The sequence below is a fragment of the Streptomyces hygroscopicus genome (assembly GCF_026168105.1).
Classification (GTDB): Bacteria; Actinomycetota; Actinomycetes; order Streptomycetales; family Streptomycetaceae; genus Streptomyces; species Streptomyces hygroscopicus_D.
The window spans coordinates 85,901-112,026 of record NZ_LBMW01000014.1 but is presented as its reverse complement, the minus strand read 5'-3'; the positions used below and the strand labels follow the sequence as shown (position 1 = coordinate 112,026).

The window sequence follows — 26,126 nt, the reverse complement described above, 5'->3', positions numbered from 1 at the left end:
AGGACGCCGGGCCGCGAGCGCGTCGCCGTCCTCGCTCAGGGGGGTGGCCCGTGCGCCGACGGTGACCGCACGGAGATGGCGACGGACTCAGTCGTGGTCCCACAGCTCCGAGTGCCGTCGGTGCGCCTCGGTCAGGCCGTGGCGGAAGAACCGGTCGTAGTAGTCGCCCTCCACATGGTGAGCCTGCAGCCAGACGCCCGGTACATGGATCGCGTCCGTGTGTGCCGGGAAGCGGCGGTGCGTCGCGATGACGTACTCGCAGACGTCCCGGGCACAGTCGATCACCCGCTCCTCGTACTCACTGGCCTCCGCTAGATAGCGCTGCCCATAGCCCTCCCGGTAGATGCGGGTGAAGACGTCCTTGTCGGTGTAGACGCCGCCCGGACCGAACTTCGCCCCGACGACCGCGTCCACCGCCTGGGACATGGACGGGTACGCGGGCGGGCAGGCTGCCGCGATCAGGGGCTCACCCTCGGGCGAGGTGAGCCCCACGGGATGCGAGCGCAGCGTCGCGTACCGGGGCAGCGGGACGTGCCAGCGCCAGATGTCGGCCGGGCGCCAGCGCGGGGTGACGAACGTGAAGCCGAGCATGCTGCCGTACGCGCGCGAGAACTTCGGGTCGCCGAGCGCGATCTGGGGATTGATCGAGGCGTGGATCCAGGCGCCCAGGCCCATCGCCTCGGCCGTCAGCATCAGGTTCTGCAGCAGAAGGTCCGCCTCGATCTGGGTGCGCATCGGGCCGAGCGCGCCCAGCGGCAGCTTCAGGTCCTTGTTCAGGAACCCGCTCGCGACCCACTTCCGCACCCCGGCCGGACGGTAGAAGTTGCGGTCGTCGACGAGCGTGGGGCGCGCCCCGTCCGGCTGGGTGAGCAGATACATCAGCGCGTTGATGTACTGGTGCGAGAGGTCGACCACCGGGAAGAACACGGTGGTTCCCGGCAGGTTGGACAGGAACCTGTTCGAGTCGAGGTACGCGGGGAAGTCGCGCATCCCCCGGTCCACGTCGAGCCGGTGGTCGAGCACCCGCACCTTGGCCTCCCGGGCCCGTGCCACCAGGGTCTCCGCGTCGAAGGGCTCCTGCGGCGCCGGGGGCAGCCTGCGCAGGTAGTACGTTCCCGTGTCGTTGATCATGAAGAAGTGGGTGCCCTGCGCGTTGTCCGGGCTGCCCGCGGTGCGCCCGGTCATGGTCAGATTGGGCTTGGACATGATGGGCGTGCCGTCCCGCGGGTCCTCGAAGGGACGGTCGGGCATGGTCAGTCCCGTGGAGCCGGTCAGCGCGATCAGCACCGCCTCCTCCAGTTCCGACAGGGGGAGCGGGGGATGCGGGGAGCGGTAGCTCATCGAGCCCGCGGGCACCGACGCGCCGCGGCTGACGCGGTGGGTGCGGCGGTGCCAGACCGTCTCCAGCAGGGGCCGGGTGAAGAGGTCCTTCAGGCCGCGGGCCGTGCCGTGGCCACGCACACGGTCGCTTCCGTCAGTCATCCGAGCCCCCGTCGGTCGTCGGCCGTACCGTCCGCCACGGCGCGAAAGCGCTCGCGTCCCGTGGCAGCAGCGCGGCCAGCTCCGGGCAGTGCCGCAGGACCACGGAGTTCATGCCGCCCGTCTCCACCCAGTCGATGCCCAGCGGGGTGTACACCTCGGGCCGGTAGTCGACGGTCAGGAAGCGGTCGGACTGCAACCTGCGGCTGGCCATCAGGATGAAGACACGGAACGCGGTGTCGCTGAAGCCGAACCCCGTCGGCGGGTTCTCCGCGAACAGTCCGACCATCGTGTCGATCTCGTCGACCGACCGGTAGACCTCCTTGAGGCGCCCCAGCGTGTCGGCGTTCTCGGTGAGTTCCTCGAAGGAGCGGATGCGCCGCTTGTGCAGACCCGCGCGGAAGTCGTTGTAGCGCGGGACACCGCGCCGCCGGGTGCGCACCAGGTCGACCACCGACAGATCGATGATCTCGCCGTCCCGCTCGAAGTGCCGCAGTGCGTGCGGGAAGTTGTGCAGGGTGATCGCACCCGGGTGCGCGATGCCGAACGAGTACAGCGTGTTCGCCAGGCCCGTCTTGCGGATCCGCGACTCGGCCGCGCCGCCCTGGATGTCCGCGAATCCGACCGTCTCCAGCCGCTTCCCGAAGTGGTGCTCGCACAGCTCGAAGTCGTCCGGGATCAGTGGGTGCATCCGGTAGACGGTGACGAAGTCCTCGGTCAGCGAGTACGGCGCCGTGTGGTGGTCCGGCAGGGTCTTCGGGATGCCCTTGAGCGAGTGCGCCTCGAACAGCCACAGGCCCAGTTGGTTCAGCCAGTTCTTCGGGGGGCCCTGCCAGTTGGTCCGCAGCGCGAGGTCGATGGCCTCGGTGGCGAGGATCGCCGGGGTCCACTCCACTGTGTGGATCTTGGCGATCAAGGCCGAGACCACCAGCCGGGCCGTGTGGTGGATCCGCTCCTCGCTCATCGACGGGTACTCGGCGCGCAGCGCCTCGCAGACCGCGTTGTGCTCGCGCGCGAACAGGGTGTGCATCGCGCTCAGCCCCATCCACCAGCTGTCGTGGAAACCGGTGAGCGGAATGCCGCCGGCCCCGATCGGCAGATGCCCGTCCTCCAGCCGGATGCCGGCGCCACCGTCCGGCTCACGCAGGAGTCGGGCGGTCCGTTCGTCCTCGCCGTACACCTCGGACCCGTCCCACCAGTGCGAGGCCGTGTTCCCGAACAGGATCGGCGGACGGCCCGGCACCTCGATGCCCTTGTTCTCCGCGAACCGCATCACCTTCTCGGCCGGGCCGCCCGGCGTGTTGTGCCAGGTGCCGCTCGCCGGCGGCAGCGGCACCTCGACGGACCGCTCGCCCGGCTGGTACCGGCGGTGGTTGACCCAGTCGTGCACCTGGAACTGGATCCAGGCGGCGGCGAGGACGTTCAGCGACGTCGCGGGCAGGAACCGCTCGCGGTGCAGCAGTTCTCGGCCGACCGTGACCGGGTTGGGGGTGTCGAAGAGGTCGGGCCGGTAGTCCGGGGCGAGGTTGCGGCCGAAGGCGGCGCCCACCGCGCCCATGCCGGGGACGGACAGATCGCCGTACGTGCCGTCGTAGGACCGTTCGGTGCGCAGCCGCTCCGGAACCGGCTCCGGCACCGGCTGGGCCCCCGGCGGTGCCTCGTGGGGTTCGGCGTCGATCAGGTTGTGCCGGCGCAGCGCCTTGCGCAGGAACACCAGGTTGAGAAGGCTCAGCGGCAACGGCAGCCGGTGCCAGGGGACGGACCGGTTCAGCAGCCGGAAGGCCGCGCCCACGGGCGGTGCGAGGAGCCGGTTGCGCAGGGGCTCCGGAGTGACGAAGCGCAGGCCCTGGCGGTGGGCGCTGCTGGCCTGGTAGGCGGCCTTGCGCGCCCGGTTGATGTTGCCGAGCGGACGGAACTCGTCCGTGGTGTACCAGGGGTTGAAGGAGAGGTCCTCCACGCGGCGGGCGGCGGCCCGGGCCTCGGCGGCGTCCACGTCCTGGCCGGGGATGGTGAGCAGGGCGACCGGTACGACGGGCGCGACCCGCTCGGTCCACTCCGACGACGCGTTCTCGACCGGCGTTCGCCGCTCGTCCACGAACCGCTGGACGCACAGGTCGAAGACGACGTCGCCCTTCGCCAGCCGCTGTGCGATCTCCCGGCGGAGGAAGTCCGGGTCCGTGCGGTCGGGCGGCGGCGCGGGCGGGCTGCCCGGCGCCGGACGCAGCAGATAGCGCACCGGCCCCGCCTCGCCCCACAGGATCGCGCCACGGCTCCAGTAGGTCTCCTGCGCCAAGGAGGTCACGACGCGCCGGATCCCGGCCAGGACAGTGCGACGCATACGCAGCGCGGTGCCGAGACCCACCGCCGCCGGCAACCTCACGAACAGCCCCCAGGCCTTCAGCAGCGGAGTGCGGGCCCCCGCCATCGCCTTGGCGAACGCCACGAACTCCCGTGCGTCGCGGGCGTGCGAGACCGGATGACTGGTCGCCAGCAGATCATGGCTCTCCCGCTCCGACACCCGCACCCGTACGGCCGCGCCCCGCAGGTCGGGCGCTCCGTCCCCCTGCTGGATGCCGCTCGCGTTCGACAGTCGTACGGTCGCCGGATACTCGGCGCCCGGCCGGGCGAAACCGACGCACAGACCGGACGGCAGGTCGTCGTGGAAGCGGAGCCGGGCGTTCTCCACGGCCAGTGCGGCCTTGGCGTGGAATGTGCGCTCGATCCGGCCACCCCCGGTCCGCCGGTTCCCAAGCTGAACCTCCATCAGTTCCTTGGCCAGGCGCTCGAACACCAGCCGTTCCGCCTCGGGACTTCCGCCCTCGTACCGCTCGTACTGCCGCTCGTGCTGCCCGCTCTCGGCCATGGTCGCTTCCTTCGTGCGGATGCGTGCGCAGGGGCCAGCACGGTATCGGTCGGGTCCGGGATGTCCACAGCTGTGGTTTCCGCCGATGTGCGCGGTCTCTTCGGTTATACGAACATCAGGGCGGACGGCGGCATTCAAGCGGGTCAGCGGGATGGCCGGATTTCAGTTCGGAACTGGTGTACAACCCGCGCACTCCTCCGCTCCCAGCAACCCCATCCGGCCCCGTCGAGGTTGGCCGAGAAGTAACTCGCCCGCGAAGCGCGCCCTGCCTCTCGTTCCTGCACGGCGAGCAGCGGGGCGAGGAACTGGCATGTCCCTCGCCCCGCGGGGTGAGCAAGTGGTTCTCGAGCCGGTGTGCCGACCCGTGACGCTCCACTCGGTTTCGCCGTGGCGGACCAGCAGGAGGTCGCCCACGGCTCGCCTAGTCCGCGGACTCGACGGACTCGACGGGGTGGCCGCCGAACTGGTTGCGCAGCGCCGCGACCATCTTCATCTGCGGCGAATCCTGCTGCCGGGACGCGAACCTGGCGAACAGCGACGCTGTGATCGCGGGCAGCGGCACCGCGTGGTCGATGGCGGCCTCGACGGTCCAGCGGCCCTCGCCGGAGTCCTCGGCGTAGCCGCGCAGCTTGTCCAGGTGCTCGTCCTCGTCGAGGGCGTCGACCGCGAGGTCCAGCAGCCAGGAGCGGATGACCGTGCCCTGCTGCCAGGAGCGGAAGACCTCGCGGACGTTGTCCACGGAGTCGACCTTCTCCAGCAGCTCCCAGCCCTCGGCGTAGGCCTGCATCATCGCGTACTCGATGCCGTTGTGCACCATCTTGGAGAAGTGGCCCGCGCCCACCTTGCCCGCGTGGACGAAGCCGTACGGACCCTCCGGCTTGAGCGCCTCGAAGATCGGCTTCAGCCGGGCGACGTGCTCCTTGTCGCCGCCCACCATGAGGGCGTAGCCGTTCTCGAGGCCCCACACTCCGCCGGAGACTCCCGCGTCCACGAAGCCGATGCCCTTGGCACCCAGCTGCTCGGCGTGCTTCTCGTCGTCGGTCCAGCGGGAGTTGCCGCCGTCGACCACGGTGTCACCGGGCGAGAGCAGAGCCGTGAGCTCGTCGATCGTGGACTGGGTCGGGGCGCCTGCCGGGACCATCACCCAGACCACGCGCGGGGCTTGGAGCTTCTCGACCATTTCGGTCAGGCTGCTGGCGTCGGAGACGTCGGGGTTGCGGTCGTAGCCGATCACGGTGTGGCCCGCGCGGCGGATCCGCTCGCGCATGTTGCCACCCATCTTGCCGAGACCGATGAGTCCGATCTGCATGTCAGTCACTTCTTCCTCAGCTTGCGGTACGCGGCCACGAGGGCGGCGGTGGACGTATCGAGACCGGGGATCTCGGCTCCCTCGGTCAGGGCGGGTTCGACGCGCTTGGCGAGGACCTTGCCGAGTTCGACGCCCCACTGGTCGAAGGAGTCGATGTTCCAGACCGCGCCCTGGACGAACACCTTGTGCTCGTAGAGAGCCACGAGCTGGCCGAGGACGGACGGGGTCAGCCCGGTGGCCAGGATCGTGGTGGTGGGGTGGTTGCCCTTGAAGGTGCGGTGCGGCACCTGCTCCTCGGGCACACCCTCCGCCCGGACCTCCTCGGCGGTCTTTCCGAAGGCGAGGGCCTGGCCTTGGGCGAACAGGTTGGCCGTCAACAGGTCGTGCTGGGCCTTGAGTTCGTCGCTCAGCTCATCGACCGGGTTGGCGAAGCCGATCAGGTCGGCCGGGATCAGCCTGGTGCCCTGGTGCAGCAACTGGTAGTAGGCGTGCTGGCCGTTGGTGCCGGGCGTGCCCCACACCACCGGGCCGGTCCCCCACTCCACCGGCTTGCCCTCGCGGTCCACGGACTTGCCGTTGGACTCCATGTCCAGCTGCTGAAGGTAGGCGGTGAATTTGGACAGGTAGTGCGAGTACGGCAGCACCGCGTGCGACTGGGCGTCGAAGAAGTCGCCGTACCAGATGCCCAACAGGCCCAGAATGAGTGGGGCGTTGGCCTCCGCCGGGGCGCCGAGGAAGTGCTCGTCGACAATCCGGAAACCGTCGAGCATCTCCCGGAACCGCTCCGGGCCGATGGCGATCATCAGCGACAGGCCGATCGCCGAGTCGTACGAGTACCGGCCGCCGACCCAGTCCCAGAACTCGAACATGTTGTCCGGGTCGATGCCGAACTCGGCGACCTTGCCGGCGTTCGTCGACAGCGCCACGAAGTGCCTGGCGACCGCCTTCTCTCCGCCGCTCCCGGCTTCGCTCGAGCGGGAGGTGCCCCCCTCGTCCAGCCCCTTCAGGAGCCAGGACCTGGCCGAGGTCGCGTTGGTGATGGTCTCGATGGTGGTGAAGGTCTTCGAGGCGACGATGAACAGCGTCTCCGCCGGGTCGAGATCCCGTACCGCCTCGTGCAGGTCCGCGCCGTCCACGTTGGAGACGAAGCGGAAGGTCAGCGAAGGGTCGGTGCAGGCGCGCAGCGCCTCGTACGCCATCGCCGGGCCGAGGTCGGATCCGCCGATGCCGATGTTGACGACGTTGCGGATCCGCCTGCCCGTGTGGCCGGTCCACTCGCCCGAGCGGACGCGGTTCGCGAAGGCGGTCATCTTGTCGAGCACCGCGTGCACCTTCGGCACCACGTTCTCACCGTCGACCTCGACCACGGCGTTCCGCGGGGCGCGGAGTGCGGTGTGCAGGACGGCCCGGTTCTCGGTGACGTTGATCCTCTCGCCGCGGAACATGGCGTCCCTGAGTCCGAACACGCCGGTGGCGGAGGCCAGTTCCTGGAGGAGGGCGAGGGTCTCGTCGGTGATCAGGTGCTTGGAGTAGTCGATGAGCAGGTCGCCGACGCGCACGGTGTACCGCCGCGCCCTTCCGGGGTCGTGGTCGAAGAGCTCGCGCAGGCTCGGGTGGAGCATGGCTCCGGCGCGATGGTCCTCCAGGGCCGTCCATTGGGGGCGGCGGGTGAGCCTGGGGCGGTCAGACATGACTGGCCTTCTCCTTGACGCCCTTGCTGCGCAGGGCGATGGCGTACATCTCGTCCGCGTCGAGGCGGCGCAGCTCCTCCGCGATCAGTTCGGAGGTGGGGCGCACCTTGAGCGCCATGCTGCGCGGCGGCTGGCCGGGCAGGGTGAGCGTGGCCATCGGGCCCTCGGGGCGGTCGATGACGATCTCGCCGTTCGCGGTGCCCAGCCGGACGGCCGTGACGACCGGGCCGCCGCTGACGACCCGCTCGACGGGCACCTTCAGGCGGCTCTCCAGCCAGCGGGCCAGCAGCTCGGCGCTCGGGTTCTCGGCCTCGCTCTCGACGGCGGCCGAGGTCACCTTCGCCCGGGCCTGGTCGAGGGCGGCGGCCAGCATCGAACGCCAGGGGGTCAGCCGGGTCCAGGCGAGATCCGTGTCGCCCGGAGCGTACGAGGAGGCCCTGGTCTCCAGCGCGGCCAGCGGGTCCTCGACGGCGTACAGGTCGGTGATCCGGCGCTGGGCGAGGGCACCCAGCGGATCGCCGGACGGGTTGTCCGGCATGTCCACCGGCCACCACACGACGACGGGTGCGTCGGGCAGCAGCAGCGGCAGCACCACCGAGTCCGCATGGTCGGACACCTCGCCGTACAGGCGCAGGACGACCGTCTCGCCGGTACCGGCGTCCGCGCCCACCCGGACCTCCGCGTCCAGGTGCGAGCGCGTACGGTCGCGCAGGGTGCGTGCGTGCCGCTTGATGACGACCAGGGTGCGCGAGGGGTGCTCGTGCGAGGCTTCCTCGGCCGCCTTGATCGAGTCGTACGCGTTCTCCTCGTCCGTCACGATGATCATCGTCAGGACCATGCCCACGGCGGGGGTGCCGAGGGCGCGGCGGCCCTGCACCAGCGCCTTGTTGATCAGGCTTGACGTGGTGTCGGTCAGGTCGATCTTCATGGCCTGCGCCAGCTCCGTCCGTCTCGTGCGAGCATCTCGTCGGCTTCTTCCGGACCCCAGGTGCCCGCGGCGTACTGTGCGGGCTTGCCCTGCGTGGCCCAGAACTCCTCGATCGGGTCGAGGATCTTCCAGGACGCCTCCACCTCCTCGGGGCGGGGGAAGAGGTTGGCGTCGCCCAGTAGTACGTCCAGGATCAGCCGTTCGTACGCCTCCGGGCTGGACTCGGTGAACGACTCGCCGTAGGCGAAGTCCATCGTGACGTCCCGGATCTCCATCGAGGTACCCGGCACCTTGGAACCGAAGCGCACCGTCATACCCTCGTCGGGCTGCACCCGGATGACGATCGCGTTCTCGCCGAGTTCCTCGGTGGCCGTGGAGTCGAAGGGGGAGTGCGGCGCCCGCTGGAAGACGACCGCGATCTCCGTGACCCGGCGGGCCAGGCGCTTGCCCGTGCGCAGGTAGAAGGGGACGCCCGCCCAGCGCCGGTTGTCGAGCTCCATCTTGATCGCGGCGTAGGTGTCCGTGGTGGAACCGGGGTCGATGCCCTCCTCCTCGAGGTAGCCGACCACCTTCTCGCCGCCCTGCCAGCCGGCCGCGTACTGTCCGCGCACGGTGTGCACGCCGAGGTCCTCCGGCAGCTTCGCCGACTTCAGGACCTTCAGCTTCTCGGTGGCCAATGCCTCGGCGTCGAAGGCGATCGGCTCCTCCATCGCCGTGAAGGCCAGCAGTTGCAGGAGGTGGTTCTGGATGACGTCCCGGGCGGCGCCGATGCCGTCGTAGTAGCCCGCCCGGCCGCCGATGCCGATGTCCTCGGCCATGGTGATCTGGACGTGGTCGACGTACGACCGGTTCCAGATCGGCTCGTACATCTGGTTGGCGAAGCGCAGCGCCAGGATGTTCTGGACGGTCTCCTTGCCCAGGTAGTGGTCGATGCGGAAGACCTGGTCCGGCTCGAACACGTCGTGCACGATGGCGTTCAGCTCGCGTGCGCTCTCCAGGTCGTGGCCGAAGGGCTTCTCGATGACGGCGCGCCGCCAGGAGCCTTCCGCCGCCTTGGCGAGCCCATGCTTCTTGAGCTGCTGGACGACCTGCGGGAAGAACTTCGGCGGCACGGAGAGGTAGAACGCGTAGTTGCCGCCGGTGCCGCGGGTCACGTTCAACTCCTCGACGGAGGAGCGCAGTTGCTCGAAGGCCTCGTCGTCGTCGAACGTGCCCGGGATGAACCGCATGCCCTCGGCGAGCTGCTGCCACACCTCCTCGCGGAACGGCGTCCGGCTGTGCTCGCGCACGGCTTCGTGCACCACCTCCGCGAAGTCCTGGTCGGCCCAGTCGCGCCGGGCGAATCCGACGAGCGAGAAGCCCGGCGGCAGCAGACCGCGGTTGGCCAGGTCGTACACGGCCGGCATCAGCTTCTTGCGGGACAGGTCGCCCGTGACGCCGAAGATGACCAGGCCGGAAGGGCCCGCGATACGGGGAAGTCGGCGGTCGCGCTGGTCGCGCAGGGGGTTGACCCAGCCATTGGGCCGCTGGGTCTCACCGGCCTTCTCGGCCTCGGCCTGCGTGACTTCCCGAACCGTCTCCTCAGGACGCTCCGTGCTCATTCCCCGGCACCTCCCTTGTTCTTCAGCGACGTCGCCACGGCGTCCAGCAGGTCCTGCCAGGCCGCCTCGAACTTGGCGACGCCCTCGTCCTCCAACTGCTTCACGACCTCGTCGTAGGAGATCCCGAGCCGCTCCACGGCCGAGAGGTCGGCGCGGGCCTGAGCGTAGCCATCGGTCACCGTGTCGCCGCGGATGTCGCCGCCCCTGGCGGTGGCGTCGAGGGTGGCCTCCGGCATGGTGTTGACCGTGCCCGGCGCGACCAGCTCGTCGACGTACAGCGTGTCCTTGTACGCCGGGTCCTTCACGCCGGTCGAGGCCCACAGCGGCCGCTGCCTGTTGGCCCCGGCCCGCTCGAGGGCGAGCCAGCGCTCCCCGGCGAAGACCTCCTCGTAGGCCTCGTACGCGAGCCGGGCGTTCGCCAGGGCCGCCCTGCCCTTGAGGGCGAGGGCCTCGTCCGTGCCGAGCTTCGTCAGCCGCCCGTCGATCTCGGTGTCGACACGGGAGACGAAGAAGGAGGCGACGGAGTGGATGGCGGACAGGTCCAGCCCGGCGGCCGCGGCCTTCTCCAGGCCGGCGAGGTAGGCGTCCATGACCGCGCGGTAGCGCTCCAGCGAGAAGATCAGCGTGACATTGACGCTGATGCCCCGTCCGACGACCTCGGTGATGGCCGGAAGACCGGCCTCGGTCGCCGGGATCTTGATCATGACATTGGGGCGGTCGACCAACCAGGCGAGCTGCCTGGCCTCGGCGATCGTCGCCCGGGTGCGATGGGCGAGCCTCGGGTCGACCTCGATGGAGACCCGGCCGTCGCGGCCGACCGTCGCGTCGTACACGGGCCGCAGGACGTCGGCGGCGTCGCGTACGTCGGCGGTGGTCATCATGCGGACGGCCTCCTCGACCGTCACGCCCCGCACCGCCAGGTCGGCCAGCTGCTCCTCGTAGCCTTCCCCGGAACCGATCGCCGCCTGGAAGATCGACGGGTTGGTGGTCACGCCCACCACGTGCTTGGTGCGGACGAGTTCGGCGAGGTTCCCGGAGGCGACCCGCTTGCGGGACAGGTCGTCCAGCCAGACCGAGACGCCCGCGTCGGACAGGCGCTCGAGGGGATCCGCGGCTGCGGACGGTTCAGTCACTGTGATCATCTTCTTTCTGGCGATCGGATCAACCGCGTACGGCGGACGGGCCCGTGGTCGAAGTGAGCACGGCCCGGGCCGCGGCGGCCACGTGCTCGGCGGTGAAGCCGTACTCGGCGAACAGGGTCCTGGCGTCGGCGGAGGCGCCGAAGTGCTCGAGGGAGACGATGCGTCCGTTCTCACCGACGTACCGGTACCAGGTCAGGGCGATGCCCGCCTCGACCGCCACGCGGGCCTTCACGGACGGCGGAAGGACGCGCTCGCGGTACTCGGCGGGCTGCTCCTCGAACCACTCCACGGACGGCATCGACACCACCCGGGTGCCCACGCCCTCGGACTCCAGCCGCTTCCGCGCGGCGACGGCGAGCTGCACCTCGGAGCCGGTGGCGAGAAGGATGACGTCCGCAGTCCCGGTGGAGGACTCCTGCAGGATGTAACCGCCCTTCGCCGCCTCGGGGTTCGGGGCGTAGACCGGCACGCCCTGGCGGGTGAGCGCGAGGCCGTGCGGGCCCGGGTCGGTGGAGTGCCGCCTGAGGATCTCGGCCCAGGCGATCGCGGTCTCGTTGGCGTCGGCCGGGCGGACGACGTTCAGGCCCGGGATCGCGCGCAGCGAGGCCAGGTGCTCGACGGGCTGGTGGGTGGGACCGTCCTCGCCGAGGCCGATGGAGTCGTGGGTCCACACATGGGTGACGGGGAGCCGCATGAGGGCCGACAGCCGGACGGCGTTGCGCATGTAGTCGGAGAAGACCAGGAAGGTGCCGCCGTAGATGCGGGTGTTGCCGTGCAGTGCGATGCCGTTCATCGCCGCGGCCATCGCGTGCTCGCGGATGCCGAAGTGGACCGTACGGCCGTACGGGTCCGCCTCCGGCAACGGGTTGCCCTGCGGCAGGAAGGAACTGTTCTTGTCGATGGTCGTGTTGTTCGACCCGGCCAGGTCGGCGGAGCCGCCCCACAGCTCGGGGATGACCGCACCCAGCGCCTGCAGCACCTTGCCGGAGGCGGCACGCGTGGCGACGGACGCGCCCTCCTCGAAGACCGGCAGCGCCTGCTCCCAGCCCTGCGGCAGCCGGCCGGCCACGACGCGGTCGAACAGGTTGGCGCGCTCCGGCTGCGCGGTGCGCCACTCGGCGATCCGCTTGTCCCAGTCGGCATGCGCCTCGGCGCCGCGCTCGAGGGCCCCGCGGGTGTGGGCGAGTACGTCGTCCGCGACCTCGAAGGTCTGCTCGGGGTCGAAGCCGAGGACCCGCTTGGTGGCCGCGACCTCGTCCGCGCCGAGCGCCGAGCCGTGTGCGGCCTCGGTGTTCTGTGCGTTCGGGGCGGGCCAGGCGATGATCGTGCGCATGGCGATGATCGAGGGGCGGCCGGTCTCGGCCCGCGCCGCCCTGAGCGCCGCGTACAGCGCGTGGACGTCGATGTCACCGTTCTCGGCGGGCTCGATGCGCTGGATGTGCCAGCCGTAGGCCTCGTACCGCTTCAGCACATCCTCGGAGAAGGCCGTCGCGGTGTCGCCCTCGATGGAGATGTGGTTGTCGTCGTAGAGGAAGACGAGGTTTCCGAGCTTCTGGTGGCCGGCGAGCGAGGACGCCTCGGCGGAGATGCCCTCCTCCAGATCGCCGTCGGAGACGATCGCCCAGATCGTGTGGTCGAAGGGGGAACTGCCCTCGGGGGAGTCCGGGTCGAACAGTCCTCGCTCGTAACGGGCGGCCATCGCCATGCCGACCGCGTTGGCGACGCCCTGGCCGAGCGGTCCCGTGGTGGTCTCGACGCCGGCGGTGTGACCGTACTCCGGGTGGCCCGGCGTCTTCGAGCCGGGCGTGCGGAAGGCCCTCAGATCGTCCAGCTCCAGCTCGTATCCGGCGAGGAAGAGCTGGGTGTAGAGGGTCAGCGAGGTATGACCGGGGGAGAGGACGAAGCGATCGCGGCCGGTCCACTCGGGATCGGCGGGATCGTGTCGCATCACCTTTTGAAAGATCGTGTATGCCGCGGGGGCCAGGCTCATCGCGGCGCCCGGGTGGCCGTTGCCCACCTTCTGCACGGCGTCGGCCGCCAGAACGCGGGCGGTGTCGACGGCCCGCCGGTCGAGTTCGGTCCATTCGAATCCGTCGGTGCTCGGGGCACTCATCTTCAGGAAGTCCTCACTGGATGCGGAATCACTGGCGGAACGTCGTCAAAACTAAAAGTCTGACTTTTGCTGGGGAAGGTGCCCCTGTGTCAGCCTTCGGTGAAAGTGGGACAGCGGCAGCGGGGCCGGGGTGGCGTGAGACGGACATGGCGGATATGGCGGACAGAAACGCGCAAGGCGGCGATGAGATCAGGACGTACCCCTTCCCGGTCGACCTGAGCGTCTGCGGCGTCGGCATGCAGATCGGGCCCATGGGAAGCGACCGCACTTGGCACCGGGATGCTCCGCTGGACCGCGTCCACCGCATCGACTTCCATGTGGTGATGCTCTTCACCGGCGGCCCCGTGACACACATGGTGGATTTCGCCGAGTACCGGACGACCGCCGGCGACCTGTTGTGGATCCGGCCCGGCCAGGTGCACCGCTTCTCCCGGACGAGCGAGTACCGCGGCACCGTGCTGACCATGCAGCCCGGATTTCTGCCACGCGCCACGGTGGAGGCCACGGGCCTGTACAGCTACGACCTGTCGCCGCTGCTGCACCCCGATCCGGCCCAACTCGCCGGGCTGCGGACGGCCCTGGCCCATCTGCGGAGCGAGTACGAGGACACGGACACCCTGCCCCTGAGCCTGCACACGGCGGTGTTGCGCCACACCCTGACCGCATTCCTGCTGCGGCTCGCGCATCTGGCAGCCGGCTCGGCCGAGGCGGAGCGGGGGCAGGCCGACACCACGTTCACCCGGTTCCGGGACGCCGTCGAGAAGGACTTCGCGACCAATCACAGTGTCAGCGCGTACGCCGACGCTCTCGGCTACTCGCGCCGCACCCTCGTCCGCGCCGTTCGTGCCGCCACCGGCGAGACGCCCAAGGGCTTCATCGACAAGCGTGTGATCCTGGAGGCCCGGCGGCTGCTCGCGCACACGGAACTGCCGATAGGCCGCGTCGGCGCCGCCGTCGGCTTCCCCGACCCGGCGAACTTCTCGAAGTTCTTCCAGCTTCACACCGGGCAGACACCGGTGGTGTTCCGCGCGGAACTGCGGTAGGCGGCCGCGCCGCGGCGCGCCCCCGACCGGCCACGGCGGCCTCAAGGCCCGTGCCGCGGTGCCTGTTTGCGCTCATGACGGCGACGCCAGGGGTTGACCCGTGCAGGTCGACCTCCCGGCGCCGCCGGATGTGCCCGTGGGGTCAGTGACCGAAATCGAACCAGTTCACGTTGACGAAGTCGGCGGGCTGGCCGCTGGTGAAGGTGAGGTAGACGTCATGCGTGCCGGTGACGGAGGTGATGTTCGCCGGGACCGTTCTCCAGCTCTGCCAGCCTCCCGTGTTGGCCACCGCGAAGCTGCCGATCGGTGCGTTCGTACGGCTGTCCAGGCGCACCTCGACCAGTCCGCTGACGCCGCCGGCCGCACCGCTCGCGACCCTTCCGTAGAACTGCGTGGCCGGACTCGACCCGAAGTCGACGCCCTTGTAGAGGGCCCAGTCGCCGTTCGCGAGGGAGCCGACGTCCTGGCCGCCGCCGGTGTCCGTGGTCGGCTCGGGGACCACGCCGGACTGGCTGTCGTAGGACTCGGCCTGGATCGGGCCGTAGGCGTCCCGATTGCCCGACGGCGGAGGTGTGGTACCGCTCCCACCCCCCGACGACTGGAGCACCTGCACGTAGTCGACCACCATGGGGTGGCCCGGCTCGGTGCCGCTGTCGGGGCCGCCGCCGAACGCGCCCGGGAAGCCGCCGCCCATGGCCACGTTCAGGATGATGAAGAATCCGTGACCGGTGGCGTTCGCCCAGGTCGTCGCGTCGACCTGGTTCGCCTTCACCGTATGGAAGTTGACGCCGTCGAGGTAGAAGCGGATCTCCTCGGGGCTCGTCGACCTGTCCCACTCCACCGCGTAGGTGTGGAAGCCGGCCTGGCACGTGGTGCCCGTACACGGTGTGGAGTTGCCGATGCCGGACGTCTCGTTGCAGGGGCCGCCCGGGTTGGTGCCGCAGTGCATGGTGGCCCAGTCGGTGTTGAGGCCCTGGACGTTCTCCATGACGTCCAGCTCGCCGACGCTCGGCCAGTTCTGGTAGTTGCCCCGGTAGGGCGCGCCCAGCATCCAGAACGCGGGCCAGTAGCCCTTGGCTGCGGCGCCGGTGACATCGGGCATCTGTATCCGCGCCTGGACGCGCAGCTTCCCGCCGGCCGGGGGCTGGAAGTCGGTGCGAGTGGTCTCGATGCGACCCGAGGTCCAGTTGCCGGACGCGTCACGGCGCGGGGTGATGAGGAGATTGCCGTTGCCGTCGAGCGAGACGTTGCCGGTGCTGGAGGACATTGTCTCGACCTCACCGGTGCCCCAGTTGGCGGCGCCGCCCGGATAGCTGGTGCCGGTGTCGTACTGCCAGTCGGCCGTGTTGACGGCGGAGCCGGCCGCGCCGTTGAAGTCGTCCAGGAAGACCTGGGTCCAGCCGGAGGGGGGTGTGGGTGCCGAGGCGTTCGCGGGCAGGGTGGCGGCCGTGGCGGCCGCCACGGCCAGACCCATCGTGCCGAGCACGGCGACCAGGACGCGCCGGAGTGGCCCGCGTCTCGCGGGTATGCCGGAAGTGACCTTCATGGGGAGCCTCTTCGCGTACGGAGTGGGGGTGTGCGGGGGCCCAGGAGAGCGGTGGTACTGCGCGGATGGACGTGAGAGCGCTCTCAGGCAGCGCGGCCAATGTGCTCTCTGTCACTTCCGCCGTCAAGAGGTAAAGCCGAAAAACTCCTTGCGGTGGACGGGAGTTCAGATGCCGAAGTGAGTGTGCGGACCGCCGTTCGACACCGTCTCCGCGGAGCCACCCGGCGCTCGGGCGGCCGTCGCCGTGTACTGCGTCCAGCGTCCGCTGTATGGGTTGATTCTTTGAATCGGAAGGGGCGCGGCCTGGGATTCCTTTGAAGACACGCTGAGAGACGGCCTGAACGACGGTTGTCCTGGTACCGCCGATGATGAACACAGTAGGAACGGGCGTCGCGACCTGCCCCGGACCCAACGATCGGCGGAGGTACATGTGATTCCAGCCCGCACGCGGCACACGCTGGCCATCGTCGGTGCGGGCGCGGCCGGCGCACTCACCGCGATCCAGGTGTGCGAGACGGCCGCGCGCCGCCGAGCGCCCCTCGACCTCGTCCTCATCGACCCGGCGCCGGAGGCCGGACGTGGCACCGCATACGCCACCCCCGACCCCCGGCACCGGCTCAACGTGCCTGCCGGCGGAATGAGTTGTTACCCCGACGACCCCGGTCACCTCACCCGCTGGCTGTGCCGCCATGGCGAACCCACCGTCACCGCGGACGACTTCATCACCCGCTACCGATTCGGCGCCTACCTCGCCGACACCCTCGGCCAGGCCATCGTCCGCGCCCACGGAGTGGTACGGGTGCGGCGGGTGCGGGCACGGGCGGAGAGCTGTGCGGACGCCGCCGACGGGCGGGTGGAGGTGCGGCTCGCGGACGGCGGGCGCCTGTCGGCGGACAGCGCGGTGCTCGCCACCGGGCCCGCCCCCGGCAGCGGCGCCTGGGCTCCGTCCGCGCTGCGGACGTCACCGCGGTTCGTGGCCGCGCCCTGGGTGCCGGGCGCGCTGGACGGGCCCCTTGCCGACACCGCCGATGTGCTGCTCGTCGGTACGGGGCTGACCGCCGTCGACCTGGCCCTGACCCTCGACCGTCCGGGCCGCGTGCTGCACGCCGTGTCCCGGGGCGGTCTGCTCCCGCAACCGCACGCCCTGCACCCGGCGGGGTCGATGCCCCCGCCGGAGGGGCTGACCGGGGCCTCCCTGGCCGAGCTGCGGCGGGCCGTCTACCGCCACGCAGGGCGGGCGTTGCGCCGTCACGGCGACTGGCGCCCCGCGCTGGACAGCCTGCGTCCGCACACGGCTCAGCTGTGGGGGAGTCTGACCCCCGGCGAGCGAGCCGAGTTCCTGGAGCGGGACGGTGCGCTGTGGAACACGCACCGGCATCGTATGGCGCCCGCCACGGCGGAGGCGCTGGCCCGGGTGCGGGCGTCCCGGCGGCTGCGGGTGCACTCCGGCCGCATCGCCGAGGCCCGCACCGAGCCGGACGGCACGGTGGCCGTCGTCCTCGCCGACGGCCGTACCCTCCGCGCCGGCTGGGTCATCGACTGCACCGGCCCCGGCCGTCATCTCGACGACCCCCTGTGGCATGCGCTCGTGGACGCCGGAGCCGCCGTCGCAGGCCCCCTCGGCATGGGCGTGGCGACCCGGGACGGACGGCTCCTCGACGCCCACGGCCGGGCCGCCCGGCCGCTCTTCACGCTCGGTGCCCCGCGCCGCGGCGAGCTCTGGGAGACCACCGCCGTTCCCGAGATCCGGGTGCAGGCGGCCGCGCTGGCCCGGGAGTTGCTGGCCCCGCTCACTCCGCCGGTGCGTCGCAGCCGCCGTCGCCCCGTCGACGGGCACGGCCTCGCCCTGTCCACCCACGCCGACGCGGCCGCCGCCTACCGCACCGGACTCGACCGGGTCCTCAAGGTCAGGGCCGGTGCGGAGGACGCCTTCCGGCGGGCGGTTGCGCTCGACCCCGGCTTCGCCCTGGGACACGCCGCGCTCGCGCTGCTCGGCCATGAGTGCGGCGCCGAAGTCGACGTACCCCGGGCCCTCGCGGAGGCACAGCGGTCCGCGCGTGAGCGGGCCGACGACCGCGAGCGCTCCTTCGTGGACGTCGTCACCTGCCGAGTACACGGGACCGACGCGGACGGGACCGCCCTGCTCGGCCACCTCGACGCTCATCCGGGCGACGCGCTCGCGCTGGCCGCCGCCGTGCCCACGATCGCCTTCTCGGGTGTGAGCGATCTCGACGACGCCTACGCGCTGCAGCTGGTGGAGCGCACCTCGCCCGCGTACGACGGCCACTGGTTCCACACCTCGCTGCTCGCCTTCCTGCGCCAGGGGCAGGGCCGCTTCCACGAGGCCGGCGAACTCGCCCACCGGGCCCTGGCCGCCGAGCCCGCCTCCGGGCATGCCGTGCACGCGCTCGCCCATGTCCACTACGAGTGCGGCGTCCATGAGTCGGGCCGTGACTGGCTCGACGCGTGGGTGTCGGGTCAGGGGCGCGGCGCGGTCCACCGGGCGCACTTCTCCTGGCACATCGCACTGCACGAACTGGCGTTGGACGATCCGGCCGCCGTCCGCAGGCGATGGTTCGCGCATCTGGCACCGGGACGTGTGTCCGGGGTGCGCGCGCTGGTCGACTCGGGGTCGCTGCTGTGGCGGGCGCGGCTGAGCGGCAGCTGGCCGGGCCAGGTGCCCGCCACGGACGTGCTCGATTCGGTCGCCCGGGAGGTCGTGGAACGGCCCGCGACCGCGTTCACCGCGCTGCATGCGGCCGTCGCCCTCGCCGCGGCGGGCGATACGGCCGCGCTGCGCCGGCTGCGCGACCATGCGGCGGGCGCCGACTCGGTACAGCGCGAGGTCATCGTCCCGCTGTGCGAGGCGTTCGCCGCGCTCGTCGAGGAACGCTTCCACGAGGCGGCCCGGGGGCTCGACGCCCTCCTGCCCGTGCTGCGCAAGGTCGGCGGGAGCGCCGCCCAGCGCGAGGTGGTCGAGGAGACGCTGCTGTACGCCCTGGTCGCCGACGGCCGCTGTGACGCGGCGCGCAGGCTGCTGGACTCCCGGCTGGACCGCAAACCGGCCCCCAGGGACCGGCGGATGCTGGCCGCCCTCCCGCGCTGACGGACGCCGGGCGCGGTGACACCGCTGTCGTACCGCCCGACGCCACCGTGCCCGGCCGGCCGGTCTTCCGTCGCTCACACGCTGGAGAATTCCGTGGTCCCAGAACTCCCGGATGAAGCCGCCCTGAAGACGGGGGGTGGACTCGATGGCGGCCCAGTGATCGGCGAGTGTGCCGTTGCCGTTGATCCACACCTTTGAAAATGACGAGTAGTGTTCACGGCGTGCTGGCGGAACGACGACATCGGCTCATCCCGCGGGCTCTGCGCTCCGGCGGCCCCGCGGCCGTTACCGACCCCTCCCAGCAGCCGGGCGCCCTGCGCCGAGGTCGCCTGGGAGGGCGTACCGGAAATGGACGCCAGTGCGGCGTGCGCCCCGGGGCGCCGGCCGACCCTGCGACCCGGTCCTGCCTGGAAGAGGCGGCGTCGAGGTGATCGTGGCAGGAAAGGTGCAGACGTGAAGCTGACGATTCTGGGCGGCGGCGGATTCCGGGTGCCGCTCGTCCACGGAGCGCTCCTCGGGGACCGCGCCGAGGGCCGGGTCACCCGTGTCGTGCTGCACGATCCGGACGCGGAGCGGCTGTCGGCGGTGACCCGGGTGCTGGCCGAGCAGGCGGCGGGTGTGCCCGACGCGCCCGAGGTGACCGCCACGACCGGCCTCGACGAGGCGCTGCGCGGCGCCGACTTCGTCTTCTCCGCGATCCGCGTCGGCGGTCTGGAGGGGCGCGCGAACGACGAGCGGGTGGCGCTCGAGGAGGGCGTCCTCGGCCAGGAGACCGTCGGGGCGGGCGGCATCGCCTACGGCCTGCGGACCGTGCCCGTCGCCGTCGAGATCGCGCGGCGGGTGGCCCGGCTGGCTCCGGACGCCTGGGTCATCAACTTCACCAACCCGGCGGGTCTCGTCACCGAGGCCATGTCCCGTCACCTCGGCGACCGCGTCATCGGCATCTGCGACTCCCCGGTCGGCCTCGGCCGCCGTATCGCCCGCGTGCTCGGCGTCGCGGACCCGCGCGAGGCCTTCATCGACTACGTGGGACTCAACCACCTGGGCTGGGTGCGCGGCCTGCGCGTCGGGGGCCGTGACGAACTGCCGCGGCTGCTCGCCGACCCCGACCTGCTCGGCTCGTTCGAGGAGGGCAAGCTGTTCGGCGTCGACTGGCTCCGGTCGCTTGGGGCGATCCCGAACGAGTATCTGCACTACTACTACTTCAACCGCGAAGCCGTCCGCGCCTACCGCGAGGCCGGGAAGACCCGCGGCGCCTTCCTGCGCGACCAGCAGTCACGGTTCTACGAGGAGGTCAGGCGCCCGGACGTCGCGGCCCTGGAGGTCTGGAACCGCACGCGGGCCGAGCGGGAGGCCACGTACATGGCCGAGAACCGGGAGACGGCGGGCGCCGGAGAACGCGACGCCGACGACCTCTCCGGGGGGTACGAGAAGGTGGCCCTCGCCCTGATGCGGGCCATCGCCCGTGACGAGCGCACGACGCTGATCCTCAACGTCCGCAACCGCACCACGCTCTCGGTTCTCGACGCCGAGGCGGTCATCGAGGTGCCCTGTCTGGTCGACGCCAACGGCGCGCACCCGTTCGCCGCCGACCCGCTCCCGGATCACGCGACCGGCCTGGTGTGTGCGGTCAAGGCGGTCGAGCGCGAGGTGCTGTCCGCGGCCGAGTCCGGCTCCCGTGCGACCGCGGTGAAGGCCTTCGCGCTGCACCCGCTCGTCGACTCCGTGAACGTGGCCCGCAGGCTGGTCGGCGCCTACACCTCGGTCCACCCCGGCCTGGCCTATCTCGAGTAAGCGCCTGGCGGGGGTTTCGCGGGGGCCGCTGCCGACGCCGTGGGCCGGGCCGTTTCCCAGGGTGTCGGGGGTGCCCGGCTCCTCGGGCACCCCCACACTCACGCTCAGCCGGTGAACCCGGCCGTGATGGACGTGAACTGCCAGTTGTTCTGGCTGATGCCGGAGCAGTTGCTCACCACGCCGCCGCCCGCGCACGGCCGGTCGCGGTTGACCGCCCAGAAGGCCAGGCGGGCGATGTGGTGCGAGTTGGCCCAGTCGCGGATCTGGGTCCAGATCGCCGGGGTGGTGTTCTCCTGCTGGTCGGACAGGCCGTTCATGCCGGAGATGCCGATGTGGGAGTAGGCCGTCGCGTCGTCCCAGCCGAACGTGGACTTCAGCTTGGCCTTCAGGCCCTCGGCGGCGTTCACGGTGTTGCCGTACATGTCGGAGCCGCCGCCGAAGTCGAACGGCATGATGGTGAAGACGTCGATGCCCGCGTTCAGCGACTGCGCCTGCTCGATCAGGCGGTTGCCGTAGTACGTGGGGCCGGTCGTCGAGGTGCCGAAGGTGACGATGGTCCGCAGCCCCGGGTTGTTCGCCTTGACGGTCCTCAGCGCGGTAAGGATCTTGGCCTGCACGGCCTCGTTCTCGAACTCGTCCGTGTTCTCGATGTCCATGTCTACGGCCTTGAGGCCGTAGGCGTCGATCACCTTCTGCAGGGCCCCGGCGAGCGCGCTCGCCGAGGAGCAGTTGGCGCCGAGCTTGCTGCCCTGCCAGCCGCCGAACGACGGGACGACGTCACCGCCCGCGGAGCGGATCTGGTTGATGACGGTCTGGTCGGTGCCGCCGGTAAGCGGCCGGTTGCCGTCCCAGGCGGGTGTGCAGCCACCGGAGTCCAGCATGAACGCCATCGTGTACGCCTTGATGCCGGTGGAGCTCATCACCGAGGTCGCGCTCGGCGGGTCGCCCCAGCCGAGGTAGAGGTAGGGCGCGGCCTGTTTGAAGCCGGAGCCGCCGCCGCTGCCCGCGTCGGTCGTGACGGTGACCGCGTTGGAGGCCGCCGAAACGTTGCCGGCCGCATCGCGCGCCTTGACGGTGAAGGTGTAGCTCGTGCTCGGCGCGAGCCCGCCGACCGTCGCGGATGTGCCGGAGACGCTGAGCACCTGGTTGGAGCCGCTGTAGATGTCGTACGCCGTCACTCCGACGTTGTCCGTCGCGGCCGACCACGACAGCGAGACGCTCGAGGAGGTCTTGCCGGTGGAGGCCAGGTTCGCCGGTGCGGTCGGCGGCTGGGTGTCCGAGCCGCCACCGCCGCCCGGCCCGTCGAGGCTGATGTCGTCCGCGTAGTAGGTGCCCTGCGCATACCAGCCGTGGACATAGATCGTGGCGCTGGTCTGCGAGGCACCGGTCGTGAAGGACACCGACAGCCGGCTGTACGCCGACGGGGATGTCGTCCAGGTGGAGGCGCCGCCGCTCACGCCGAGGTACACGTAGCTGCCGCGGACCCAGCCGCTGAGGGTGTACGCGGTGTTGGGCTGGACCGGGACGGTCTGGCTGCACTGCGCGTCGTCGCTCGAACTGGGCGCCGCCGCAAGGGCCTTGGAGCCTCCGTGGACGGGGCTGGAGACGACCGAGCCCAGATTGCCGGTGCAGGACCAGGGTGAGAGGCTGCCCGACTCCAAGCCCGGATTGGACAGGATGTTGGCCGCGTGGGCGGTCCCGGGGAGGGCTACCGCCCCGGCCAGGGCGAGAGCGCCGGAGCCGACGAGTGCGAAGAAGGCACGTCTGGAACGTCTGAGGAGTGTGCGCACGCGATCTCCCTGATGGGGATGGGGGGTTCGGGAGTGCTGGGGAGTGCAGAAGGGTGCGCAACCCAAGTTGGTATGGACCAATCGGGCTGTCAAGGTGTCACACCACAATTGGTCCAGACCGCGTCCCTTCCCGGGCGCGGGCCGTGGCAGGGTGCGGATCTGGCGCGTGGGCGCGGCAGGACACGAACAACCCGCTCTCGGCGGACGTCCTACAGGGGCAGGACCTCCGCCGCTCCCACCCCGACGGAGCCGACCGGAACCGCGGACAACACCGACGCCTGATCCGCCTCGTCAACCCTTTGCTGCGGCAGCGAAACGGAGCGAACGGGCCGCGGCCCCGACACCACCGTGTAATCCGTCCCCAGGAACGGCGGGGCAACCTCGCCCGGATCCTCGCCGAGAGCCAACCGCAGCGCCGCCCACGGCGCGTTGATCCCGCAGAGCGACAGCTGGTGCAGCCCGCCCGCCGGGCGGGTGTTGACGTCCAGGAGCACCGGCTCTTCGCCGTACATGCGGAACTGGATGTTGGAGAGGTGGTGCAGACCGAAGCCCTCCGCGAGCCGCCTGGCCGGCTCCAGCCACTGTTCGTGCAGCGTGAAGCCCCGGCGGCGGCCGTTCTTCGTGCGGCCCACCGCCATACGGATCCGGTTGTCGGGACCGGTCAGACAGTCGACCGACACCTCGGGCTCCTCCAGCCGCGGCATCACCAGCCAGTCGACCGGCTCGCCGGCCTCGCGCACCGCCTGGACGACCAGATCCAGCGGCACGTAAGGGCCCGGGAAACCGTTCAGATGTACGAGTGAGAACGGGGCACGCGTGATGACCCGGAAGCCGACGCCGCCCGCACCCGCAGCCGGCTTGAAGCACGCCTTGTGCCCGTCGGCCTCCAACTCCTCGACGGCGCTGGTGAGTTCGTCCTCGGTCGTGACCCGCCGCCACGGCGGCACCGGGACCCCGATCGACTGTGCGGCCTGGTATGCCGTCGCCTTGTCCCGGAAGAGCGCCGCCGCCTCGGCGGACGGCGCCAGCAGTGCCGTACCGGCAGCCTCGAACTCGGCGCGGTGCGCGACGATCGCCTCCTGGTGCTCGCGGGGCACGAACACATCGATGCCCCGGCGCGCGCACTGGTCCAGGGCGTATTCGACGTACGCGGCCGGGGACAGGCCCTCCGGCTCCAGTTCGGCGGTGTCCGCCGCGGCCAGCACGGGCGAGTCGGGGTCGCCGTGCGTGGCATGGATCTCGACGGCCCGGTCGCTGGGATTTCTCCGCAGCTGATCCATGAAGAACACGTTCTCCGCGTACGTGCGGTTGAGCCAGACGCGTACGCGAGAGACCATTCAGGCCGCCTTTCACGGTGTGCGGGCAGGGCGGAGCGGGCCGTGCCCGGCCAGGGGAGGGGGAGGTACACCAGACCGCCGTACGTGGACGACCGTCCGTGGCGGATGTGTTGGGGCGATCATAGGCCCTCCGTGGTGCTTCCACTGCTACGCGCGTGTAACGGATTCCCCCGGCCCGTGTGCACCCGCCACAGGTGGAGTCCGAGGTGATCGCGCCGCGGTTTCGGCTGCCTTCCGAGGTACCCGTGCCCCTGCCGCGGGTCGCTCTTGTCCGTCGGCCGTCCGATGTGTTCTTGTGGTCCCATCCGGTTCATGAAAGGGGCGAGTGTGGAGTCGACGGACGGCCGTGGACGACTGCTCGCCATCAGCGACCTCCACATCGGATACCCGGAGAACCGCGCCCTCGTCGAGCGCATGCGCCCCACGTCGGACGAGGACTGGCTGCTGGTCGCCGGTGACGTGGCCGAGACGGTCGCCGACATCCGCTGGGCCCTTGAACTGCTCGCCCGACGCTTCCGCAAGGTCATCTGGGCCCCCGGCAACCATGAGCTGTGGACCCACCAGAAGGACACCGTCACCCTTCGCGGTGTCGAGCGGTACGAGCACCTGGTCGCCCTGTGCCGGGAGCTGGGCGTGACCACGCCCGAGGACCCCTACCCGCTCTGGCAGGGGCCGGGCGGCCCGGTGGTCGTCGCGCCGCTGTTCCTGCTCTACGACTACTCGTTCCTGCCGGAGGGCTGTACGACCAAGGAGCAGGGGCTGGAGTACGCGCGCGGCACCGGGATCGTGTGCACCGACGAGTTCCTGCTGCACTCCGACCCCTATCCGAGCCGCGAGGCGTGGTGCCGGGCCCGGGTCGCCGAGACCGAGCGCAGACTGCAGGAGATCCCAGGCGATCTCTCCACGGTGCTGGTGAACCACTATCCGCTCGACCGGCACCCCACGGCCGTCCTGCGCTACCCCGAGTTCGCGATGTGGTGCGGCACCACGATGACCGCCGACTGGCACCGCCGCTTCCGGGTCGCGTGCATGGTCTACGGTCATCTGCACATTCCGCGGACCACTCACCACGAGGGCGTCCGCTTCGAAGAGGTGTCGGTGGGCTACCCCCGGGAATGGCGCCCGCGCGCCGAGCCGCCGGGGAGGCTGCGCCGCATTCTGCCGATGGAGGTCCAAGCAGGTGATCGAGGAGCTGCTCCCGGGGTCGGTCGCGGTCGTGGAGGCGCACGGCGGTGACGCCCTCGGCGACGGCGACCCCCTCTACCCCGAGGAAGAGGCGGTCATAGCGCAGGCCGTCGAGAAGCGGCGCAGGGAATTCACGGCCGTACGGGCCTGCGCGCGGCAGGCCATGGAGAAGCTCGGTGTGCCGCCGGGGCCCGTCCTGCCCGGCGAGCGCGGCGCACCGCGCTGGCCGGACGGGCTGATCGGCAGCATGACGCACTGCGCGGGTTACTGCGCCGCGGCGCTGGTCCGCTCCGGAGAACTCGTCTCGCTCGGCATCGACGCGGAACCCCACGACCAACTGCCCGAGGGCGTCCTGGAGGCGGTCGCCCTGCCCACCGAGCAGACGCGGCTGCGAGGCCTCGCCCACAGCCATCCCTCCGTCCACTGGGACCGGCTGCTGTTCAGCGCCAAGGAGTCCGTCTACAAGGCGTGGTTCCCCCTGACCGGGAAGTGGCTGGACTTCCTCGAGGCGGACATAGAGATCGCCCCGGGCGCCCCCACGGATGTCGCCGGCGGCTTCCGGGCGCAACTCCTCGTGCCCGGCCCGCTGGTGCAGGGCCGTCGCATCGAGGCGTTCGACGGCCGCTGGATCGTGCAGCGGGGGCTGGCCGCGACGGCCGTCGTCGTACCCCGCCCCTGAAGGGTTCCCGCCAGGCGGGGCCCGGCGCATTCCCGCCGTGCGCACGCCGCCTGGCCCATTCCCGCCGTGCGCCGCACGACGCCTGGTGCGTTCACCTCGCCGCGTTGCCGGATCACCCGCCTACGCCCCGTACGCGGGAGGTTCTCCGCCGTGCCATGCGCCCAGCCCACCGCTGGGAGATGCCCCTGCACCGGACGCGGCGCGCCACGCCGAGGAGAGTCGTCGGACACCCACTAGGGGCACCACTGTCCGCACAGCCGGAAGAACTCCTCCTCGGTGCCCGCCAGTCCCGCATCCGCCAGGGCCCGGTCGGCCTCGGCCAGGGCAGCGGTCGGGACCACGGGTGGTCGTTGCGCGTCCGGCGGGCCGTCGAAGGCTGCTCGTACGGTGTGGAGGAGGCGCAGATAGGCCTGGACGGCGGCGCGTTGATGGTCGGTCAGTACGGCGGTCGGCATCTGTTGGCCCTTCCCGGGTCGGCCGTGCGACGGGTGTCGCGCGGTGGCATGTGCTTGGCATGCGC

General features: G+C 70.9%; 17 protein-coding genes and 2 pseudogenes. 6 read left to right on the top strand and 13 right to left on the bottom strand.

Annotation, left to right across the window (positions count from 1 at the left end; translation table 11 throughout):
• Positions 1-87: 87 nt before the first annotated feature.
• From AAW14_RS16215 to tkt, 8 genes are all read right to left on the bottom strand, one after another.
• Positions 88-1,482: a hypothetical protein gene (locus tag AAW14_RS16215; RefSeq protein ID WP_265564532.1), complete on the bottom strand. Its 1,395-nt coding sequence runs from the start codon at positions 1,480-1,482 to the stop codon at positions 88-90.
• Entirely contained in the window at positions 1,475-4,342 is a 2,868-nt protein-coding gene (locus AAW14_RS16210) for a peroxidase family protein (protein ID WP_265564530.1), read from the bottom strand. Before AAW14_RS16210 ends, AAW14_RS16215 begins: the two co-directional genes overlap by 8 nt.
• A 421-nt stretch (positions 4,343-4,763) precedes the next feature.
• Positions 4,764-5,651 (bottom strand): phosphogluconate dehydrogenase (NAD(+)-dependent, decarboxylating), encoded by an 888-nt coding sequence (gene gnd / locus AAW14_RS16205; RefSeq protein ID WP_265564528.1) that lies wholly within the window; start codon positions 5,649-5,651, stop codon positions 4,764-4,766.
• A gap of 5 nt (positions 5,652-5,656) precedes the next feature.
• On the bottom strand, positions 5,657-7,342 hold the full coding sequence (pgi, locus tag AAW14_RS16200; RefSeq protein ID WP_265564526.1) for a glucose-6-phosphate isomerase: 1,686 nt from the start codon (positions 7,340-7,342) through the stop codon (positions 5,657-5,659).
• Entirely contained in the window at positions 7,335-8,270 is a 936-nt protein-coding gene (gene opcA / locus AAW14_RS16195) for a glucose-6-phosphate dehydrogenase assembly protein OpcA (RefSeq protein WP_265564524.1), read from the bottom strand. Before opcA ends, pgi begins: the two co-directional genes overlap by 8 nt.
• Positions 8,267-9,871 (bottom strand): glucose-6-phosphate dehydrogenase, encoded by a 1,605-nt coding sequence (gene zwf, locus AAW14_RS16190; RefSeq protein WP_265564523.1) that lies wholly within the window; start codon positions 9,869-9,871, stop codon positions 8,267-8,269. The genes opcA and zwf overlap by 4 nt, the downstream gene beginning before the upstream one ends.
• Positions 9,868-11,013, bottom strand: a complete 1,146-nt coding sequence (gene tal / locus AAW14_RS16185; protein ID WP_265564521.1) for a transaldolase — start codon at positions 11,011-11,013, stop codon at positions 9,868-9,870. Before tal ends, zwf begins: the two co-directional genes overlap by 4 nt.
• A gap of 19 nt (positions 11,014-11,032) precedes the next feature.
• Positions 11,033-13,126, bottom strand: a complete 2,094-nt coding sequence (gene tkt, locus AAW14_RS16180) for a transketolase (protein ID WP_265564518.1) — start codon at positions 13,124-13,126, stop codon at positions 11,033-11,035.
• A gap of 146 nt (positions 13,127-13,272) precedes the next feature.
• On the opposite strand from tkt, the gene AAW14_RS16175 reads away from it, so the two are divergent.
• Positions 13,273-14,169 carry a helix-turn-helix domain-containing protein gene (locus AAW14_RS16175; protein ID WP_265564516.1) on the top strand — a complete coding sequence of 299 codons (897 nt, stop codon included), beginning with the start codon at positions 13,273-13,275 and terminating at the stop codon, positions 14,167-14,169.
• A gap of 142 nt (positions 14,170-14,311) precedes the next feature.
• Here the strand turns inward: AAW14_RS16175 and AAW14_RS16170 are convergent, their stop codons facing one another.
• The gene (locus tag AAW14_RS16170; RefSeq protein ID WP_265564514.1) at positions 14,312-15,715 is read right to left on the bottom strand and encodes a glycoside hydrolase family 16 protein; all 1,404 of its coding nucleotides are present in this window, start codon (positions 15,713-15,715) and stop codon (positions 14,312-14,314) included.
• Between the two features lie 430 nt (positions 15,716-16,145).
• On the opposite strand from AAW14_RS16170, the gene AAW14_RS16165 reads away from it, so the two are divergent.
• The gene (locus tag AAW14_RS16165; protein WP_265564513.1) at positions 16,146-18,821 is read left to right on the top strand and encodes an FAD/NAD(P)-binding protein; all 2,676 of its coding nucleotides are present in this window, start codon (positions 16,146-16,148) and stop codon (positions 18,819-18,821) included.
• Here AAW14_RS16165 and AAW14_RS16160 read toward each other — a convergent pair.
• Positions 18,821-19,004: pseudogene (locus AAW14_RS16160) on the bottom strand (hypothetical protein); the annotation flags it as partial. The gene AAW14_RS16165 and the pseudogene AAW14_RS16160 sit on opposite strands and share 1 nt — an antisense overlap.
• 38 nt (positions 19,005-19,042) lie before the next feature.
• On the opposite strand from AAW14_RS16160, the pseudogene AAW14_RS16155 reads away from it, so the two are divergent.
• Positions 19,043-19,144: pseudogene (locus tag AAW14_RS16155) on the top strand (ArsR family transcriptional regulator); the annotation flags it as partial.
• Between the two features lie 130 nt (positions 19,145-19,274).
• Positions 19,275-20,615: a 6-phospho-beta-glucosidase gene (locus tag AAW14_RS16150; protein ID WP_265564511.1), complete on the top strand. Its 1,341-nt coding sequence runs from the start codon at positions 19,275-19,277 to the stop codon at positions 20,613-20,615.
• 104 nt (positions 20,616-20,719) lie between these two features.
• Here the strand turns inward: AAW14_RS16150 and AAW14_RS16145 are convergent, their stop codons facing one another.
• Positions 20,720-22,405, bottom strand: a complete 1,686-nt coding sequence (locus AAW14_RS16145) for a carbohydrate binding domain-containing protein (RefSeq protein ID WP_265564510.1) — start codon at positions 22,403-22,405, stop codon at positions 20,720-20,722.
• Between the two features lie 209 nt (positions 22,406-22,614).
• Entirely contained in the window at positions 22,615-23,742 is a 1,128-nt protein-coding gene (locus AAW14_RS16140) for an ATP-grasp domain-containing protein (RefSeq protein WP_265564508.1), read from the bottom strand.
• Between the two features lie 312 nt (positions 23,743-24,054).
• Between AAW14_RS16140 and AAW14_RS16135 the strand changes: the two genes are divergently transcribed.
• Entirely contained in the window at positions 24,055-24,978 is a 924-nt protein-coding gene (locus tag AAW14_RS16135; protein WP_416223310.1) for a metallophosphoesterase family protein, read from the top strand.
• Positions 24,923-25,606, top strand: coding sequence for a 4'-phosphopantetheinyl transferase family protein (locus AAW14_RS16130; protein WP_265564506.1), 684 nt, complete (start codon positions 24,923-24,925; stop codon positions 25,604-25,606). Before AAW14_RS16135 ends, AAW14_RS16130 begins: the two co-directional genes overlap by 56 nt.
• Positions 25,607-25,839: 233 nt before the next feature.
• On the opposite strand, the gene AAW14_RS16125 is transcribed toward AAW14_RS16130, so the two are convergent.
• On the bottom strand, positions 25,840-26,061 hold the full coding sequence (locus AAW14_RS16125) for a hypothetical protein (protein ID WP_265564505.1): 222 nt from the start codon (positions 26,059-26,061) through the stop codon (positions 25,840-25,842).
• Positions 26,062-26,126 lie beyond the last annotated feature (65 nt).